Consider the following 16,282-nt stretch of genomic DNA (forward strand, 5'->3'; position numbering starts at 1 on the left):
ATGCCCATCGGCGACCCGCGCCTTCATGGTGTCTCGACCTCGCTCGACACGAACGGAAACGGGATGGCTGATCGCGCCCGCGACCGGATCGACGTGGCGCCGCGCTTTACCGACGCCGACGTCATCCGCCTGAACAATCTGTTCCGCGGTCAGGACGCCGCCGAAGTGGTCGCCAGCGTCATCGGCGCGGGGCTGCTCGGCGACACCGCGATCGTATCGAGCTTTGGCACCGAAAGCGCGGTGCTGCTGCACCTGGTGGCGCAGGTCGCGCCCGACATGCCGGTGCTGTTCCTCGACACCGGCAAACATTTCCCCGAAACGCTGGCGTATCGCGACACGCTGGCGGCGCGGCTCGGGCTTAACATCGTCAACCTGCCCCCCGACCCCGACGATCTGGCCGCCAAGGACGCCACAGAACTGCGCTGGTCATACGATCCCGACGGCTGCTGCGAAATCCGCAAGGTGAAGCCGCTGGAAAAGGCAATGGCCGGTTTCGACGCCTCGATCACCGGCCGCAAAGGCTTTCAATCGTCGACCCGTCAGGGTTTGCCGCGCTTCGAACTCGACGGCGCCACCGGGCGCCTGAAATTCAACCCGCTCGCCAACTGGACGCGCGCCGACCTCGACGCCTATTTCGAAGCCCACGACCTGCCGCGTCACCCGCTGGAATCGCAAGGCTATCCGTCGATCGGTTGCTCGCCCTGCACGTCAAAGGTGCAGGCCGGCGAAGACCCGCGCTCGGGCCGCTGGCGCGGCTGGGACAAGACCGAATGCGGCATCCACGAGGCGGTGTCGCCGATCGGTGACGACCCGGCGAACGATCCGGCGTTCTAGGCCTTAAATGCACCTACCTGCCGCATCACCTTCAATGTCTGCCCAATTTCTTCCAAGGTTCGCCGTGCTTTATGGTCAGGTGGGTCAGGATTAAAATGCATCACATCGTTTCGGATTTTATTAACCTCGGTGAGAATGCCTGAAAAGGTCGCCCTGTCCATCAGGAGACCAAGCAATTCCCAGTTCTCTGGAACATCTAAGATTTTCACGCAATTCCCAAAAGTGAGATCATGAATGTTCTTAAAGTTTTTTGGAAGATACTGCTCTTCACAAGTCTTCTTAATTTGTTGAACAGATATTTTCGCAGATATAAGAGATCTTAAGTTATTCTCTATTTCACTAATCAAAAGGAATGGAGCACTTATGTCTGAAAATTGTACAGCTATGTCGCTGGCGGTAACTATTCCGGATATCGTCTTATCTTCGCTTCTTACTAAAACATAGTCATGCTCGACAATAATCTTAATGGCATCGAACAGAGAGCTGGCTATACCAATTTCAACTGGTACATCCATAAAGTCTTTCACCTCATGCCCTGTTACACCGGTTGCAAGACGGGCGCCAACTGATTTCCAGCTGATCATACCCTTTAGTTCTCGATCATTTGTCATAACAGGAAGCTGACTATAGTTTCTAACCAACATTTCCGTGTAAGCGACTGTAATTTTCTCATTTGGTTTAACACAAAGAGGTTTCAGTGTCGCAGAATGTATATTTCCCACACGGAATGACGGATCGTTTTCAATAGAGAAAACGCTTTGGTCTCCAATTACCGCCCCGTCAGCGCTGACTTCAAGCCCCTCAGCCTCTTCCTCAGTCGCCAATGCAAACGTCATGGGCGTATCTACCCACCTATTTAAATAGTTTGGAACAGTTCGAATTCCGTATTTCTTTAAACTCGCGTCGATCGCTGCAACATTCTGGCGCGTGCGGCGCTGCATCTCGAACCACCACAAAAACTCACGGATGGTTGTCGGTTCAATTGTCTCTCCATCGCTCAGCAGCGTCTTAACCGCTTTTAATCGCGCATCAGATTCAGCCATATGCCCCCTCTTCCTAGGCTATTACTCATAATCCGCAAATGCCTGGCTCTCGTCGGCCAGATCGCTGAACTTCGTCGTCTTCGCCTCGAAGTGCATGCGGATCTTGCCCGTCGAACCGTGGCGCGATTTCGCGACGATCACTTCGGCGAGACCAAAGACGCGCTCCATCTCGGCCGCCCATTCCTCGTGCGCCGCATGAATCTTTACATCGTCACCCTCCATAGGGCGTTTGGGCTCACGCGAGGCGACATAATAATCCTCGCGAAACACGAACAGCACCATGTCCGCGTCCTGCTCGATCGAGCCCGATTCGCGCAGATCCGACAGCATCGGCCTTTTGTCTTCGCGCTGTTCAACCGCGCGGCTCAGCTGCGACAGCGCCATCACCGGCACATGAAGTTCCTTCGCCAGCGTCTTCAAACCCCGCGAAATTTCGGAAATTTCCTGCACGCGATTGTCGCCGCTCTTCGAACTGCCCGCCAGCAACTGGAGATAATCGACGATGATCAGGCCGATGCCGTGCCGCCGCTGCAAGCGCCGCGCCCGCGTCCTCAGCCCCGCGATCGTCAGCGCTGGCGTGTCGTCGATGAACAGCGGCAATGTCTGGAGCGTCTGCGCCGCACGCGACAGTTGCTGGAACTGCTCCTTGCTGATCTTGCCCATGCGCAGCGCTTCGCCCGACACCCCCGATTGTTCGGCCAGGACGCGCGTCGCGAGCTGGTCGGCGGACATTTCGAGGCTGAAAAAGGCGACCTTCGCGCCCATATTCTTTTCGGGCGGGATCCCGTCGCCCTCGTCGCGGCGGAAGCGTTCAGCTGCGTTATAGGCAATGTTGGTGGCGAGCGAGGTCTTACCCATGCCCGGACGTCCGGCGAGGATCATGAGGTCGCTGTTGTGCATGCCGCCGATCTTGGCATTCATGCTCGAAATCCCAGTCGTGATCCCCGAAAGGTGGCCGCCCGAATTGAGCGCGCGCTCGGCGGCTTGCAGCGCGGTCAGGCTGGCCTGGCTGAAGCTTTTGACCGTCCCCATCTCGGCCTCGCCGCCCGCCACGCGGTAGAGCGCGGTTTCGGCCTCTTCGATCTGCGATTGCGGATCGACCCGCTCGCTGGTGTCGAGCGCGTTGTCGACGAGCACCCGGCCGACGCCGACCAGTTCGCGCAGCAGCGCAAGATCGTAAATCTGCCGCGCGAAATCACGCGCGCCGATCAGCCCGGCGCCGCTGCCGGTCAGCTGCGCCAGATAACCGACGCCGCCGACCGCCTTCATCGCTTCGTCGCCGTCGAAAAAGGGTTTCAGCGTGACCGGGGTCGCGATGCTGTTCCGCTCGATCAGCGCCATCGCCTGCTGAAAGATCCGGCCATGCAGCGGCTCGAAAAAATGATCGGGGGTCAGCGCGACGGGCAGATCCTCGACGACTCGATTGTCGATCAGGATCGCGCCCAGGAACGCGGCCTCGGCCTCGATATTACGCGGCAATTGGCGGTCATCCCCGGGGGATGCCGCGATCGGTAGGCGGGCTACGTCAAGCATGGGCGGCACCATGCGACGATGGCGCAAATGGCGCAACCGCCATCACGGCAGCCATGACGTGCCTGTGGACACTTTCGGGATAAGTCGTCCCTTGCCCTTCGCCCCGCGCCAAGTAGAAGCACAGGCAATATGGCCGACGCAGACCCTTCCCAACAACGCATCATTTCGGTCGAGCTCGACGAGGGTTCGATCGTGTGGCGCAATCCCGATGTCGAACAGGAACGCCGCGTCGCGATCTTCGACCTGATCGAGGATAACAAGTTCGTGCCGCAGCGCGGCCATGCCGACGGCTATGCCGGACCTTACCGGTTGATGCTGCGCGTCGAGGAGGGTCGGCTGATCTTTGAAATCAGCCGCGAGGACGGCTCGCCGCTCGAGGCGATCATCCTGGGGCTCGGTCGGTTCCGCCGCCCGATCCGCGACTATTTTGCAATCTGCGACAGCTATTATCAGGCGATCAAGACGTCGACCGCGCAGCAGATCGAAACCGTCGACATGGCGCGGCGCGGGTTGCACAATGAGGCAGCGGAGATGCTGATGGACCGGCTCGACGGCAAGATCGCGGTCGATTTCGACACCGCGCGGCGGTTGTTCACGCTGATCTGCGTGCTGCACATCAAAGGTTAGGCATGGCGTCGGGGGCGATCAGGGGCAGAAGGCCGGTAAAGCCCGGTAGCGATTGGCGCAGCGCCATCGCGCGCACGCTGCGGCGGATCGGCGGCATCGCGGTGCTCTTGCTGCTCGCAGCGGGCTTGGCGCTGTGGTGGGCGGCGCGCTGGATCCCCGATCGCGACCAATATCCGACGCAGGGGGTGACGATCGACGCCGGCAACGGCGATGTCCAATGGGGATCGATCAAGGCCGCAGGCGCCGACTTTGCCTATGTCATGGCGACCGACGGCAATGACGATGTCGATCCGGAATTTGCCCGCAACATGACCGCGGCGCGCGAAGCGGGGGTGCAGACCGGCGCGATCCACCGTTATAGCCTGTGCCAGCTGGCGACCGATCAGGCCGCGAACTTCATCCGCCACGTCCCCCGCCGCGCCGACGCCCTGCCCGCGGTCGTTTGGCTCGATTATGACGATCGCTGCCCCGACCGACCGACCCGCGCGCTGCTGCTGTCCGAACTCGCGACGTTCCTCGCACAGATCGAGGCGCATATGGGCAAACGCAGCCTGATCGCGCCGGGTCCGGCGTTCGAGAGCCAGTATAAGGTGACGCAGGGCATCGCGCGCACCACCTGGCTGCGCCGCGATTTCTTTGAACCCGATTATGGCGCGCATCCGTGGGCGATGTGGCAGGCGAACGATTATGTGCGGCTGTCGGGCGCCGATGGCACCGTCGGCTGGAACGTGCTGCGCCCGCAAGGAGACATAAGATGACCGAAACCCTCCCGAACGCTCGCGACGAGCTGATCGCCGCCGCCCGCGATGCCGCTGGCCGCGCCTATGCGCCCTATTCGGGCTTTCACGTCGGCGCCGCGCTGCTGCTCAAGAACGGCGACGTCGTCACCGGGGCGAATGTCGAGAACGCCAGCTATGGCCTGACCTTATGCGCCGAAACCGCCGCAGTGGCCAAGATCGCCAACGAGGGCTGGATCGGCGAACTCGCCGAAGTCGCGATCGTCGGCGGGCGCCCCGATGGCGATGCGTTGCTCGGGAGCGATCCGGTCAACCCCTGCGGCCGGTGCCGCCAGATATTGAACGAAGCCGCCGAGCGATCGAAAACCGATATTCTCGTCCATTGCGCATCGGGCGACGGGACGATGGTTAAGACCTATAAGCTCAGCGAGCTGCTCCCTGCCGCCTTCGGTCCAAAGGATCTGGGCCTGATCCCCGACTGATCGCTTGCGCAATCGTGCCGCGCTCGACAAACAGCGGCATGGCCATTCTTTCCGATCGCTGGATTCGCGAAGCCGCCCAGACGCAGGGCATGATCGAACCGTTTGTCGAGGCACAGCGCCGCGACGGGTGCATCAGCTATGGCCTCTCGTCCTATGGCTATGACGCGCGCGTCGCGCCCGAATTCAAGATTTTCACCAATGTCGATTCGACGATCGTCGATCCCAAGGATTTCAATCCGAAGAATTTCGTCGACCGCGAAACCGATGTCTGCATCATCCCGCCGAACAGCTTTGCGCTCGCGCGTACCGTCGAATATTTCCGCATCCCGCGCGACGTGCTGGTCATCTGTCTGGGCAAATCGACCTATGCGCGGTGCGGCATCATCGTGAATGTCACCCCGCTCGAACCCGGCTGGGAAGGCCATGTGACGCTGGAGTTTTCCAACACGACCCCCCTGCCCGCCAAGATCTACGCCAATGAGGGCGCGTGTCAGTTCCTGTTTTTGCAGGGCAACGAGCCGTGCGAGATCAGCTACGCCGACCGTGCGGGCAAATATATGGGGCAAAAGGGCGTCACGCTGCCCAAGCTGTAACGCGGAACCTCCATCCGCCCCGCGCGTCCTGAAAACATCGGCGCGGGGGCATCGTTTGGAGGATAGACGCATGTCCATGATTGCCGTTTTTATCGGGCGCCTGTTCATCGCCGTTATTTTCATCGTGTCGGGGATCAACAAGCTGATCCACGTCAACGACACCACCGCGGCGATTTCGGCCGCCGGCCTGCCCGGCGCCCTCGCCATCCCAACCGGATTGTTCGAACTGATCGCGGGAGTTTGCATCGCGCTTGGTATCGCGGTGCGGCTGTGGTCGGTCCTGCTCGCGGGCTTTGTCCTCGCGACGATCCTGTTCTTCCACCGCGAATTCACCGACCCGGTACAGGCGATGGCGGCGATGAAAAACCTCGCGATTGCGGGCGGGCTGCTCAGCCTGTTCGGCTATGGCCATACGCGCTGGAGCTATGACGCGCTGCGCCAGCGTCGCCGCGATGAAATCGCCACCCGTGACGCACAGCTCCGCGCCGCCGAAGCCGAAGTCCGCACCGCCCGCGCTGAGGGTCGCGCAGAAGCGGCGGTAGGCGAGACGGTTGTCGTGGAAAAACGGCCATTCTGGCGCCGCTGACGCTTCGGACTTGGCATCGGCGCTGCGCTGCGCTAGCCTCACTTTACGTTTACGTAAGGGGAGGCTTTCATGGCCAGCCGCGAATTTGACATCATCGTCTATGGCGCGACCGGATTCACCGGTCGGCTCGTCGCCGAATATCTGACGCAGCATTATGCGGCCCGCAAGGACGCGCCGAATTGGGCGATGGCGGGACGCAGCGCCGCCAAGCTGGCCGAAGTGCGCAATCTGATCGGTGCGCCCAAAAATACCCCGCTGATCGTCGCCGACGCCAGCGATCCCGCGACCCTCGACGCCATGGCGGCGCGCGCGACGGTCATTCTGACCACCGTCGGACCCTATCAGCTTTACGGCAATGAGCTGGTCGCCGCCTGCGTCAAGGCGGGTACCGCCTATGCCGATTTGTGCGGCGAACCCGGCTGGATGCGCGAGATGATCGACGCGCATCACGTCGCCGCCAAGGCATCGGGCGCGCGGATCACATTCAGCTGCGGCTTCGACAGTATCCCCTTCGACCTCGGCGTCCATTTCCTGCAAGCCGAAGCGGTGAAGCGCTACGGCAAGCCGGCGCCGCGGGTGAAAGGCCGCGTCCGCAAGATGGCGGGCGGCGCATCGGGCGGCACGATCGCCAGCCTGACCGAAACCTTGAAAGCCATCGCCAAAAAGCCGTCGCTCGCGCTGCTCCTGAAATCCAGCTTCGCGCTGACCCCCGGTTTCGATGGGCCGTCGCAGCCCACCGGGCTGATCCCCGAATATGACAGCGCCACCGGCACCTGGACCGCGCCCTTCGTCATGGCGCCGATCAACACCAAAAATGTCCACCGCACCAACTTCCTGCTTGGCCACGCCTGGGGCGCCGATCTGGTCTATGACGAGATGGTGATGACGACGATCGGCGACGCGGGCAAGGCCATGGCCGAAGCGATGGCGAAAGCGAACCCGTTCGGCGAATCTAAGCTCAAACCCGGCGAGGGGCCGAGCCAGGAAGAGCGCGAAAACGGCTTTTATGATATCTTGTTCATCGGCGAATATCCCGATGGCACCACCGTTCGCGCTTCGGTGAAGGGCGACCGCGACCCGGGCTATGGCTCGACGTCAAAGATGCTTGCTGAAACCGGCATCGCCTTGCTCGCGAACAAGGGCGACGGCGGCGTCTGGACGCCCGGCGCGCTGCTCGGCGACGCGCTGATCGCGCGGCTGACCGAGCATGCCGGACTGACTTTCCAGATCGAGGATTGACGACAAGATGACCACCTCTCCCGGCGCGCTCGACGCGCTGCTTTCGACGCTGCGTACCGAAGACGGCGTGGCCAAGGCCCATATCGACGACGGCTGGATGCAGGGCCGCACCGCCTATGGCGGGATCAGCTCGGCGGTCGCGCTGGCGGGAACGATGATGCTCCACCCGACCGACGCCCCATTGCGTTATGCGCAGATCAGCTTTGTCGGCCCGGTCGGCGGTGATTGCACCGTGAACACGCGGGTGCTGCGCCAGTCGAAATCGTCGCTGTTCGTCGATGCCGGGGTGTCGAGCGACGCGGGTTTCGGCACCGCGGCGGTGTTCGCCTTTTCACCCGACCGCAAAAGTCACCTCGACCATAACCGGCTGACGATGCCCGACTGCCCGGCGCCCGAGACGCTGGAACCGGTGCCCGACCATCATGCGCGCCCTTCCTTCGTCCGCCATTTCGACATGCGCCCCACCACCGGCCCGCGCTTCGCTTGGAAAAGCGAGGTGGGTGAATATCTGACCTGGGTCCGCTTCGTCGAGGAGCCGGCCTGTCATCCCGCGGTCGCGCTGCTCGCAATGGGCGACGCCCTGCCCCCCGCAGCGATGGCGCTATTCAGCGAGTTCGGGCCGATCAGCTCGATGAACTGGACCGTTAATATGCTGACCGGCGATCCGAAGACCGACGATGGCTGGTGGCTCTTGTCGGCGAAGACCGGCTATGCCCGCCACGGCCTGTCAGTGCAGGACATGATGCTGTGGAACCGCGCCGGCGAGCCGGTGCTGAGCGGCAGTCAGGCGATCGCGATCTACGCTTAGGTCGCGGTCGGTAAAGCAATCACCGCATCGAGCCCGCCGCCCGCGCGGTTGGTCAGCGTCAGCGTGCCGCCTTCGCCCTCGGCTATGTCGCGCGCGATCGACAGGCCCAGCCCTGACCCACCTGTCGCGCGGTTGCGCGATTGTTCGCCGCGCGCAAAGGGTTCGATCAGCGTTTTGATCTGCTCGTCGGTCAGGCCGGGACCGTCGTCCGACACCGTAATCCGCACCTCGCCTTGGCCCCGCTCGACCGAAAGGCGGGCGCGCAGACCATAAGCGGCGGCGTTGTCGATCAGGTTGCGCAGCGCGCGGCGCAGCAACAGCGGGCGTGCCATCACTGCGGCATCGATGGCGCCCGCCACCGACACATCCTGGCCGCGCTCGCGATAATCGGCGGTGAGTTCCTCGACCAGCCCGCGCAACGGCACGGGCTCGCGGGTTTCGGTGCCGGCGCCTGAGCGCGCCAGCGCCAGGATATCGGTCAGCATCGCCGCCATTTCTTCGATTGACGCGATCATCTTGTCGCGCAGCGCGTCGTCATCGACCTGCTCGACCCGCACCCGCAGGCTGGCGAGCGGCGTGCGCAAGTCGTGGCCAACCGCCCCCAGCATCCGGTCCTTGTCCGACAGCATTGTCGCGATGCGGCTGCGGTACGTGTTGAAGGCGCGGATCAGGTCGCGAACGTCCGAAGGCCCCTCTTCCTCGATCGGCACGGCATCGCGCAGCGCCGGGCTGGCGCGCGCCGCGCGCGTCAGATCGCGCAGCGGCGCCGCAGCGCGCCAGGCGATGAACATGATGGGAATCAGCAGCAGCAGATAAAGCGATAGCGTCTGCCACACCAGAAAGCCCTGCAGGCGGCTGCCGCCCACCTGAATCCGGCTGCGAACCGCGAAATATCGCCCGTCGACCTTTGCCGACACGATCACCGTCCGACCCGGAAAAGCAGGCCGCTGCGCACGCGGCCGCGGCGGCAATGCCCAAGCATTGACCGCCTCAGCATGGACGTCGGCCTCGTTCAGCAGATCGGCGACATAATCGGCAAGATCGGGCATGCGCACCGCGCCGGTCGGCACTGGTATCGGCTGGTCCGAAATCGCCAGCTTTTGCGCACGCTCCCGCTCGCGCGGGTCTTCGCGCCGCTCCCCGGGCCGCAGCCGAAAATCGCCGCGACGGTCTCGATCGACGGCGTCGATGATCCGCGCCACCGCCATGCCGCCGCCATGCGCCAGCGTCTGTTGTTTCTGGCCGCGCGCGAGCAGCACAAAGTTGATCGCCTGCGCGACGAACAGCATCGCCGCTACGGCGAAGACAAGCTGGCCGATCAGGCTGCGGGGCCATAGGCCCCGTTTCACGCCGCCGGCCCCATGCGTTTCACTTCGCAGGCCAGCGTATATCCTCCGCCCCACACTGTCTTGACGATCTGCGGATGGGCCGCATCGACCTCGATCTTTTTGCGCAGACGGCTGACCAGATTGTCGATCGCGCGGTCGAAAATTTCCGCCTCGCGCCCGCGCACCAGGTCGAGCAGCCGGTCGCGGCTCATCACCTGCCGCGGATGACGCACCAGCGCATGGAGCAAATGATACTCGCCCGACGACAGCGCAACCTCGTTGCCTTCGCTATCGACCAGCACCCGCTCAACCTCGCGCAGGACCCAGTCGGCAAAGGCGTAACTCGTCCCGCCGGGATCGAGGGTGCGGCCGCCCTGCTGCGTCCGGCGCAGCACAGTGCGGATGCGCGCCACCAGCTCGCGCGGGTTGAAAGGTTTGACGACATAATCGTCGGCGCCAATCTCCAGCCCGATGATCCGTTCGGTATCCTCCGCCCGCGCGGTCAGCAGGATGACCGGAATATGGCTCGTTTCGCGCAAGTGACGGGTCAGCGACAGCCCGTCCTCGCCGGGCATCATGATGTCGCTGACGACCAGATCGATCGACTGCGCGCGCAGGACCGATCGCGCTTCGGAGGCGCTCGCAGCGGCGGTCACGACAAAGCCCTGCGCGGCCAGATATTCGGTCAGCGGTTCACGGATCGACGGTTCGTCGTCGATCAGCAGGATGCGCGGAGAGTCGCTATCGGTCATCGTCGATCCATTGAAAACACTAGTTCGCCCACCGGTCGCGATGACCGATGGGCGATAGCTGACAGGGACCGGCCGCAAAGGCAATGCCGGGAGGGGAGGATAGCCTGCCGTTTGCAAGCCGATCCCTGCCAAATGACTTATTCGCCAGCCGGAGCAGCCGTAGCCGCACGCTTCGCGCGCCACTCGCCGCGCTGCGCCTTGCGCTCCTCGGCGGTGACCTGACCGTCCTTGTTGGCGTCAGATGCATCGAAACGTGCCAATGCAGCAGTCTGGAACTCGGCCTGGCTGATCGCCTTGTCGCCGTTGGTGTCGGCCTTGGCCATCATGCCGCCGCGCATGCCGTGATGGCCGCCGCGCTTGCCGGGACCGCGCATGCCGTGGCGCTTGCCCTCGCCGAGGGCACCGGCGTCAGCGCGCTTGTCACCGCGTTCGGCGCGTTTCGCGGCGCGGTCGGCGCCATGCTTGTCCCATTCGGCCTTGGTGATGCTGCCATTGCCGTCCGCGTCGATCGCGGCGAACATCTTGGCCTGACGTTCGGCTTGCTGCGCGGCGCGGTCAGCCGGATCGATCTTGCCATCCTTGTTCGCATCCAGCTTGGCGAACATCTGCGTCGCCTGCGCCTGCGCCTCGGCGCGGGTCACCATGCCGTTGCCGTCGGCGTCGCCCTTCGCGCCCATGGCACCAGGGGCCGCAATCACGGGGACGGCGATCAGCGCCGCGCCCAGCGTCAAAAGAGAGAATTTCTTGTTCATGGTACGAACTCCTTCATGGGGTCGCCCGGGGAGAAGCCCGGATCCCGATGAAGCCGTTCTAGGCGCCAATTGTCCCAGCCAATTGCCGGAACGACGCAAAATTGTCGCAAAGTGTCGCGGATGCGGGGCGCTGTTAATCTCGGCGCAAACACAATCTGATGCACAGCCCGCTTGGGAATTGCCGGCGCGCGCAGGCGATGATGCGCGCGCCGGAATATTCACGGACGTATTGGACTAAGGACTGACGGGCGCGTCATCGTCGCCATCGGCGATGACGACGATCGCGGCGATCCCGGCCAACAGGCCGACCAGCCCGATAATCCAGCTCGAATTCCCTTCGAGCTCGCTCTGACCTGCCATTGCCGATCCTGCGCGGGCGCTACCAGCAGCCGATGCCGCCACTGGTGCTATCACCGCGGATGACGCAGCCAGCACGATCGCAAGCTTTGTGACCATGCGCATATCATTCTCCATCTATCGAACAGACTATCCGAACCCGATCAACGAGCGCGCATGGCGAATTGATCCCGCGCGGCGGCGGCGTTCGTCGCGTTAATCGGACGGGTCGGCGGAGGCGCAGCGATCGACGACGGGACGCCAACGGCAGATCCGTCGGACTTCGAACACATAAATTGGGGATTGCGCAATCGCGCGCGCATGCGTCTATGCAACGCGCCCACAACAGGAGTGACCATGCCCGCATCCCTACCCCACCGACTGCTGCTGGCGGCTGCCAGTATCGGTCTTTTCCTGCCCGCCACAGGCGGCGCCCAAACGACGCAGGGAACCGCCTGGCTGAACCGGCAGATGGCGGCGCTTGCCGAACGCAATGGCGCTGATGGCTGGCACGTCACGCCCAGCGGGCTGCGCTGGCGCCGCATCGCAGGCGACGGCAGTGGTGCGCGGCCTGGCCCGACCGATATCGTCACCGTGCATTATGTTGGCACCCTCGCCGACGGCACCGAATTCGACAGCTCGATCAAGCGCGGCGAACCGACCAGTTTCCCGCTCAATCGCGTCATCAAGGGGTGGCAGGAAGGCGTCGCGCTGATGGGCGTCGGCGACAAGGTCGAACTCGCCATCCCCTACCAGCTAGCCTATGGCGCCGACGGCAAAGGCCCGATCCCGGGCGCGGCAACATTGCTGTTCACCGTCGATCTGCTGCGCGTCGAGCCCGCCGGATAGGCTCTGGGCGATCGGAAGGACCTGGAGCGGTAGCGGGAACCGAAAAGTGTCCATAAACGGCTCAAATTCGCTGCTTTCTGCATTCCATCAGCCGTCTGGCCCCCAATATGGCCCCCAAAGTCAATTGGTGGCCCCTCGCAGACGGTCTCCAGCTACACTCAGCCCTACGTCCGAAAACGACCGATTGCCGACGTTGCAGGCAGTTCTAATAAAGGCATTGTTGCCATTTCGGCGCTGGTGTGATGATTTGCGAGAGACAAGATGGAGACAGGATTTTGAAGACCTTCGCAGCTGCGGCAGGAATGCTTTTAATCTCCCCAGCAGCACAAGCCGCTGAGTTTTGCCAGTTTGTGCGTGAGACAGTAGCCAAGGTCGAAGCGGGGGAAGTTATCGAACCCTCACTTAACGGACCAGACGGTTTCAGTTGCGAGCCTGAAGAGGCCGGCGAGGCCTACACATGCGATCGGACCGGGAAGGGACTCGATCGCACACTAGAAAAAAAACTGGCAGACCGGATCGCCGCTTGCCTCGGTAAGTCGAGTGAACCCTCGGAGACGGGACTTGGCTTCATTGTGAAGTTCTCTCCACACGCGGTCATCGGCGCTTACATGCTAAGTTATCCGGCCATTTCCAGCCACGGTCTTACGTTCTCGTTCGAGCACAAATATTAGTGAGCTTGCGGATTGAAAGTTGCCGATCCGCTTTCCACCCCATATCCGCCGTTCACCGCCAATCTTTCTGGAATTGCAGCTAACGCCCAATTGCCGACGTCCAGAAAATCCGCTCAATGGTGCTATGAAACCCTTCGATGCATCCAAAACGCTGGAAGACCTTACCGGCTTCTGTGTCGACGGTCGTGATGTCGCCGGAACGCCGCTGACTGTGCGGATCAATAGATCTTGGAAAAAACCCTTGCGGGAGTTGTCGGACGATGAGATTGGCCGGCTGGTGGTTCAGCGCGACGGATTTCCTTACATCTTAGATCTCGTTTGGCCGAAACTTGAAAATGATCCGTTGTTCGACGGAGGTTATTACCCGGGCGACATCCTCTCCAGTCTCATTCGATGCGAGCCGCAGGTCTGGGCCGCTCGTCCCAATTATCGCGCACAATTAGCGTCACTTTACCAGCGAGCGCTCAACAGGGAACCTGAGGAAAATGAGGCATTTCGGGCAAGTCTTGATCTTCCGGACGAAGGCGCGATGACTTCCTGAGTGTTACGTCGGCTTTCCACCCCATATCGGTCATTCGGCGCGGATCTGGCTGCAATGGCTGGAAACGACCATTCGCGGACGTTGTTCATCGCGATTATCGTAGCATAATGATGACTTCGCCGAATATCGCTTACGTGGATTCGCTTATCGTTGCGGGCGCCGTCCCCAAGGAGAAATGATGCTTGAAACCTTTGCCAAACACAAAGATTCACTGATCATCATATTGGTCAGTGGAGTTGGCTTCTTGGCTCTCGATATCTTCACCGGTAGCGAGAGGCCTTGGTTGCCACTCGTCGGCATCATTGCCGGTGCAATCGTTGCTCGCTACCGGATCAAGCGATGATCTTAAACCTCACCCTTTTAAATGCACGCCAGTTTAGCATCGGGACGGCGCGCCAGAGATAGGATGAAGTTTCCGTGTCCGATTTCCACCCCATTCTAGACGTTCGGCGCAGATTTGAATGGAATGACCGGAAACGACCAATTGCGGAAGTTTAGCTATCCTTGCCGCGAGGCAGGGTCACGCCCGAGAAATGTCGCGCTCAACAAGCGTTGGAGCGTTTGCCAGTAGGGGCGCGTGGGTTCAGTAGCTTGGCGTCCCTTTATCGCCCGCCGGAAACCGATGGGGTTGAAAGCAAGGTAAATTTCGCGCTCTTCCGCACTAACGACAATTCCATGCGACCAAGCGTTCGCATACCAAACCCATCGGCCCGATGAGTCCTCAAAGGCGGTGCTCAGCAATTCTCTGCGGCGATTAGTCATCATATCGATGTAGTCGCCGCTACTTCCGCTTTCCACCCCATTTCGGACATCGAGCATTTTCATCGGATCGCCTTAGCAAGCTCCCGCAAATACCGCGCAGCCGCCTTCGTCCTACCCGAATAGCCCCCATGCTTGCGCGCATGACTGTTGCCCGTTGGCGCGCCGGGGTTAGTCCCCCCGTGCATCCGGCATCGCCGCTTGCCGTGAACCGCTGGCGATTGGCACGCCGTTCCCGCTCGCGTCCGTGCATGGCAGCGCGGCGCATTTGCCAGTTGCTTCGGTTGCATGGGATTGATTGCCGATTTTTTCATTTTCTTCCTTCCCCCCATGATGGTGGAATTGATCGGCGATGACCGCCTGCCCCCCTTCATTCACATGGACGTGCCGCACGGTCTGTTCGCGGGGCTGGTGGAGCTTGGTCAGCGCCTCCAGACTGGCGCGACAATTCGCCTGCGCCTTGAACGCCAGACGCGCGTAGCGTTCGGCGGCCAGAGGATAGTCGCCGAAATTCACGGTGGCTCGCCGCGCCAATTCGGTGAACATGGCATCTAGCGACAAAGCCTGTGCCGTTAGCAGCTGGCTTGCCAGCGTCGTTTCGCCCTTGCTCGCTATTTCGGCCTTCTTTTTGATGACATTGGCGAAATGGTCGAATTGCGGGTCGCCGGGCAGCTTACCCGTCATTTTGTCAGTCAGCCCTTTGGCGACGATCCCGTGGCGCATGAACGGAGCGACCATGACCCGTGCCATGGTTTCCGCTTCGCTTTCGCCTTTGTTCGCCTCCACGGTCATCACGTTCGTCGCATGGGCTGGCTTTCCCTTCGCGGTCATGCTGCTTCGCTCCATTGAAAACGGGTCAGCGCCGATGCGTAGGCCAGCGCCGCTATTTGCGGGGCGCAGTCAGGTTGCCACCACCCAATCAGGCTGTCTGTCCCCCTACCCCATGGTATAGCTAAGTGTGTGGCGGAATCCCGAACAAGCCACTTTGGCAGAAAACTGCCATTCCCGCTGTTTGCCGTGTCGGATTCCAATACCGGCGCCGGTGCCAAAATAGGCGGTAAAACGTCGACCGTATCGCAATCCAATACCGGCAATCGGCCAAGATCGCGGTCTTTGCGATAGGCTTTCAAAGCGCGCAGCCCGCGCTCCATGCGTTTGCGGGCCTTAGTCTGTGGTGCCGGTTCGCGCTCCAGCATATCCCACGTTGATTGTTTTCGACCCGGACCGGCCAGCCACGTCAGTCGCCAGCACCGTGCGCGTGACTTCTCGGACGCCTTGATGTTGAAATGGCCTTCCTGCGTCATTTCGATAAAGCCCGTTTCGGCCAATTCATCGAATGCGCGACTGGCAGCCGTCAGATCGGCGACGCCCATCCGGTGCGCAGCGTCGCGCACGCTCAAATACAGGCTGCCATTATTGCTACCATTGTCCAGCATCGCCAGTTCGACCAGCAGCGCCCGCGCGTTGGGATAGAGGCCACGATAGGAGTTGCTGCGCAACAGGCGATGGTCCAGTCGCACAAAACGGCTGGTCAGGCTTCGTCCGGTCGCATCCGGCCGTCTGGCCTTGCCCTTGCGTGTCATGGGCGCAGGCCTAACCAGCAATCAGTGCGCGCAGCGACGCAGCGGGAATGAGCGTGCGCTTGCCAATCTTGCGCACTTCCAGCCGTCCCTCGCCAATCAGCTGATATAGGCGAGTGCGGCCAAGCGACGAAACGCGGCTAGCCTCGTTTATCGAATAGGCGAGCGGTTCAAGAGCGTCATGTAGGGTATTCATGGGATTGCCTCCGTCCGATTGTGAACGGTGTCGTTC

At 61.7% G+C, this 16,282-nt stretch carries 23 protein-coding genes; 12 read left to right on the forward strand and 11 right to left on the reverse strand.

Features of this window, described 5'->3' with window-relative positions; all coding sequences use genetic code 11:
- Positions 1-63 precede the first annotated feature (63 nt).
- Positions 64-834: a phosphoadenylyl-sulfate reductase gene (locus tag ACQY6T_RS07035; protein ID WP_428630393.1), complete on the forward strand. Its 771-nt coding sequence runs from the start codon at positions 64-66 to the stop codon at positions 832-834.
- On the opposite strand, the gene ACQY6T_RS07040 is transcribed toward ACQY6T_RS07035, so the two are convergent.
- The gene (locus ACQY6T_RS07040) at positions 831-1,877 is read right to left on the reverse strand and encodes a CBS domain-containing protein (RefSeq protein WP_428629825.1); all 1,047 of its coding nucleotides are present in this window, start codon (positions 1,875-1,877) and stop codon (positions 831-833) included. The genes ACQY6T_RS07035 and ACQY6T_RS07040 overlap by 4 nt on opposite strands.
- Positions 1,878-1,898: 21 nt before the next feature.
- A complete protein-coding gene (locus tag ACQY6T_RS07045; RefSeq protein ID WP_428629826.1) occupies positions 1,899-3,410 on the reverse strand; it encodes a replicative DNA helicase in 1,512 nt (503 codons plus the stop codon).
- A gap of 129 nt (positions 3,411-3,539) precedes the next feature.
- On the opposite strand from ACQY6T_RS07045, the gene ACQY6T_RS07050 reads away from it, so the two are divergent.
- The 7 genes from ACQY6T_RS07050 (at position 3,540) to ACQY6T_RS07080 (ending at position 8,482) form a co-directional block, all read left to right on the forward strand.
- Positions 3,540-4,037, forward strand: coding sequence for a UPF0262 family protein (locus tag ACQY6T_RS07050; protein ID WP_428629828.1), 498 nt, complete (start codon positions 3,540-3,542; stop codon positions 4,035-4,037).
- Between the two features lie 2 nt (positions 4,038-4,039).
- Positions 4,040-4,795, forward strand: a complete 756-nt coding sequence (locus ACQY6T_RS07055) for a glycoside hydrolase family 25 protein (RefSeq protein ID WP_428629830.1) — start codon at positions 4,040-4,042, stop codon at positions 4,793-4,795.
- Positions 4,792-5,256, forward strand: a complete 465-nt coding sequence (locus tag ACQY6T_RS07060; protein WP_428629832.1) for a cytidine deaminase — start codon at positions 4,792-4,794, stop codon at positions 5,254-5,256. The genes ACQY6T_RS07055 and ACQY6T_RS07060 overlap by 4 nt, the downstream gene beginning before the upstream one ends.
- 38 nt (positions 5,257-5,294) lie before the next feature.
- The gene (gene dcd, locus ACQY6T_RS07065) at positions 5,295-5,849 is read left to right on the forward strand and encodes a dCTP deaminase (RefSeq protein WP_088442122.1); all 555 of its coding nucleotides are present in this window, start codon (positions 5,295-5,297) and stop codon (positions 5,847-5,849) included.
- 70 nt (positions 5,850-5,919) lie between these two features.
- Positions 5,920-6,435: a DoxX family protein gene (locus tag ACQY6T_RS07070; protein WP_428629833.1), complete on the forward strand. Its 516-nt coding sequence runs from the start codon at positions 5,920-5,922 to the stop codon at positions 6,433-6,435.
- Positions 6,436-6,504: 69 nt separating this feature from the next.
- The gene (locus ACQY6T_RS07075) at positions 6,505-7,674 is read left to right on the forward strand and encodes a saccharopine dehydrogenase family protein (RefSeq protein ID WP_428629835.1); all 1,170 of its coding nucleotides are present in this window, start codon (positions 6,505-6,507) and stop codon (positions 7,672-7,674) included.
- 7 nt (positions 7,675-7,681) lie between these two features.
- A complete protein-coding gene (locus ACQY6T_RS07080; protein ID WP_428629837.1) occupies positions 7,682-8,482 on the forward strand; it encodes an acyl-CoA thioesterase in 801 nt (266 codons plus the stop codon).
- Here ACQY6T_RS07080 and ACQY6T_RS07085 read toward each other — a convergent pair.
- From ACQY6T_RS07085 to ACQY6T_RS07100, 4 genes are all read right to left on the reverse strand, one after another.
- On the reverse strand, positions 8,479-9,831 hold the full coding sequence (locus ACQY6T_RS07085; RefSeq protein WP_428629839.1) for a sensor histidine kinase: 1,353 nt from the start codon (positions 9,829-9,831) through the stop codon (positions 8,479-8,481). The genes ACQY6T_RS07080 and ACQY6T_RS07085 overlap by 4 nt on opposite strands.
- Positions 9,828-10,562 (reverse strand): response regulator, encoded by a 735-nt coding sequence (locus tag ACQY6T_RS07090; RefSeq protein ID WP_428629840.1) that lies wholly within the window; start codon positions 10,560-10,562, stop codon positions 9,828-9,830. Before ACQY6T_RS07090 ends, ACQY6T_RS07085 begins: the two co-directional genes overlap by 4 nt.
- Positions 10,563-10,699: 137 nt before the next feature.
- On the reverse strand, positions 10,700-11,314 hold the full coding sequence (locus ACQY6T_RS07095; protein ID WP_428629842.1) for an EF-hand domain-containing protein: 615 nt from the start codon (positions 11,312-11,314) through the stop codon (positions 10,700-10,702).
- 234 nt (positions 11,315-11,548) lie between these two features.
- Positions 11,549-11,776, reverse strand: a complete 228-nt coding sequence (locus tag ACQY6T_RS07100) for a hypothetical protein (protein ID WP_428629844.1) — start codon at positions 11,774-11,776, stop codon at positions 11,549-11,551.
- 231 nt (positions 11,777-12,007) lie between these two features.
- Here ACQY6T_RS07100 and ACQY6T_RS07105 point away from each other — a divergent pair, with 231 nt between their 5' ends.
- The 4 genes from ACQY6T_RS07105 (at position 12,008) to ACQY6T_RS07120 (ending at position 14,054) form a co-directional block, all read left to right on the forward strand.
- Positions 12,008-12,499: an FKBP-type peptidyl-prolyl cis-trans isomerase gene (locus ACQY6T_RS07105; RefSeq protein ID WP_428629846.1), complete on the forward strand. Its 492-nt coding sequence runs from the start codon at positions 12,008-12,010 to the stop codon at positions 12,497-12,499.
- A gap of 275 nt (positions 12,500-12,774) precedes the next feature.
- Complete coding sequence (locus tag ACQY6T_RS07110; RefSeq protein ID WP_428629848.1) at positions 12,775-13,170, forward strand: hypothetical protein; 396 nt, start codon at positions 12,775-12,777, stop codon at positions 13,168-13,170.
- A 124-nt stretch (positions 13,171-13,294) separates the two neighbouring features.
- Entirely contained in the window at positions 13,295-13,711 is a 417-nt protein-coding gene (locus tag ACQY6T_RS07115; protein WP_428629850.1) for a contact-dependent growth inhibition system immunity protein, read from the forward strand.
- A gap of 175 nt (positions 13,712-13,886) precedes the next feature.
- Positions 13,887-14,054, forward strand: a complete 168-nt coding sequence (locus ACQY6T_RS07120; RefSeq protein WP_428629852.1) for a hypothetical protein — start codon at positions 13,887-13,889, stop codon at positions 14,052-14,054.
- A 155-nt stretch (positions 14,055-14,209) separates the two neighbouring features.
- Here ACQY6T_RS07120 and ACQY6T_RS07125 read toward each other — a convergent pair whose 3' ends face one another.
- The 5 genes from ACQY6T_RS07125 to ACQY6T_RS07145 are packed head-to-tail and all read right to left on the reverse strand — an operon-like array spanning position 14,210 to position 16,246.
- Entirely contained in the window at positions 14,210-14,536 is a 327-nt protein-coding gene (locus ACQY6T_RS07125; protein WP_428629854.1) for a hypothetical protein, read from the reverse strand.
- Entirely contained in the window at positions 14,533-14,745 is a 213-nt protein-coding gene (locus ACQY6T_RS07130; protein ID WP_428630394.1) for an HGGxSTG domain-containing protein, read from the reverse strand. Before ACQY6T_RS07130 ends, ACQY6T_RS07125 begins: the two co-directional genes overlap by 4 nt.
- On the reverse strand, positions 14,642-15,301 hold the full coding sequence (locus ACQY6T_RS07135) for a hypothetical protein (protein WP_428629856.1): 660 nt from the start codon (positions 15,299-15,301) through the stop codon (positions 14,642-14,644). Before ACQY6T_RS07135 ends, ACQY6T_RS07130 begins: the two co-directional genes overlap by 104 nt.
- Positions 15,298-16,053 (reverse strand): hypothetical protein, encoded by a 756-nt coding sequence (locus ACQY6T_RS07140; RefSeq protein ID WP_428629858.1) that lies wholly within the window; start codon positions 16,051-16,053, stop codon positions 15,298-15,300. Before ACQY6T_RS07140 ends, ACQY6T_RS07135 begins: the two co-directional genes overlap by 4 nt.
- 10 nt (positions 16,054-16,063) lie before the next feature.
- A complete protein-coding gene (locus ACQY6T_RS07145) occupies positions 16,064-16,246 on the reverse strand; it encodes a helix-turn-helix domain-containing protein (protein ID WP_428629860.1) in 183 nt (60 codons plus the stop codon).
- Positions 16,247-16,282 lie beyond the last annotated feature (36 nt).

This window comes from Sphingopyxis sp. (assembly GCF_965279725.1).
Lineage (GTDB): Bacteria > Pseudomonadota > Alphaproteobacteria > Sphingomonadales > Sphingomonadaceae > Sphingopyxis.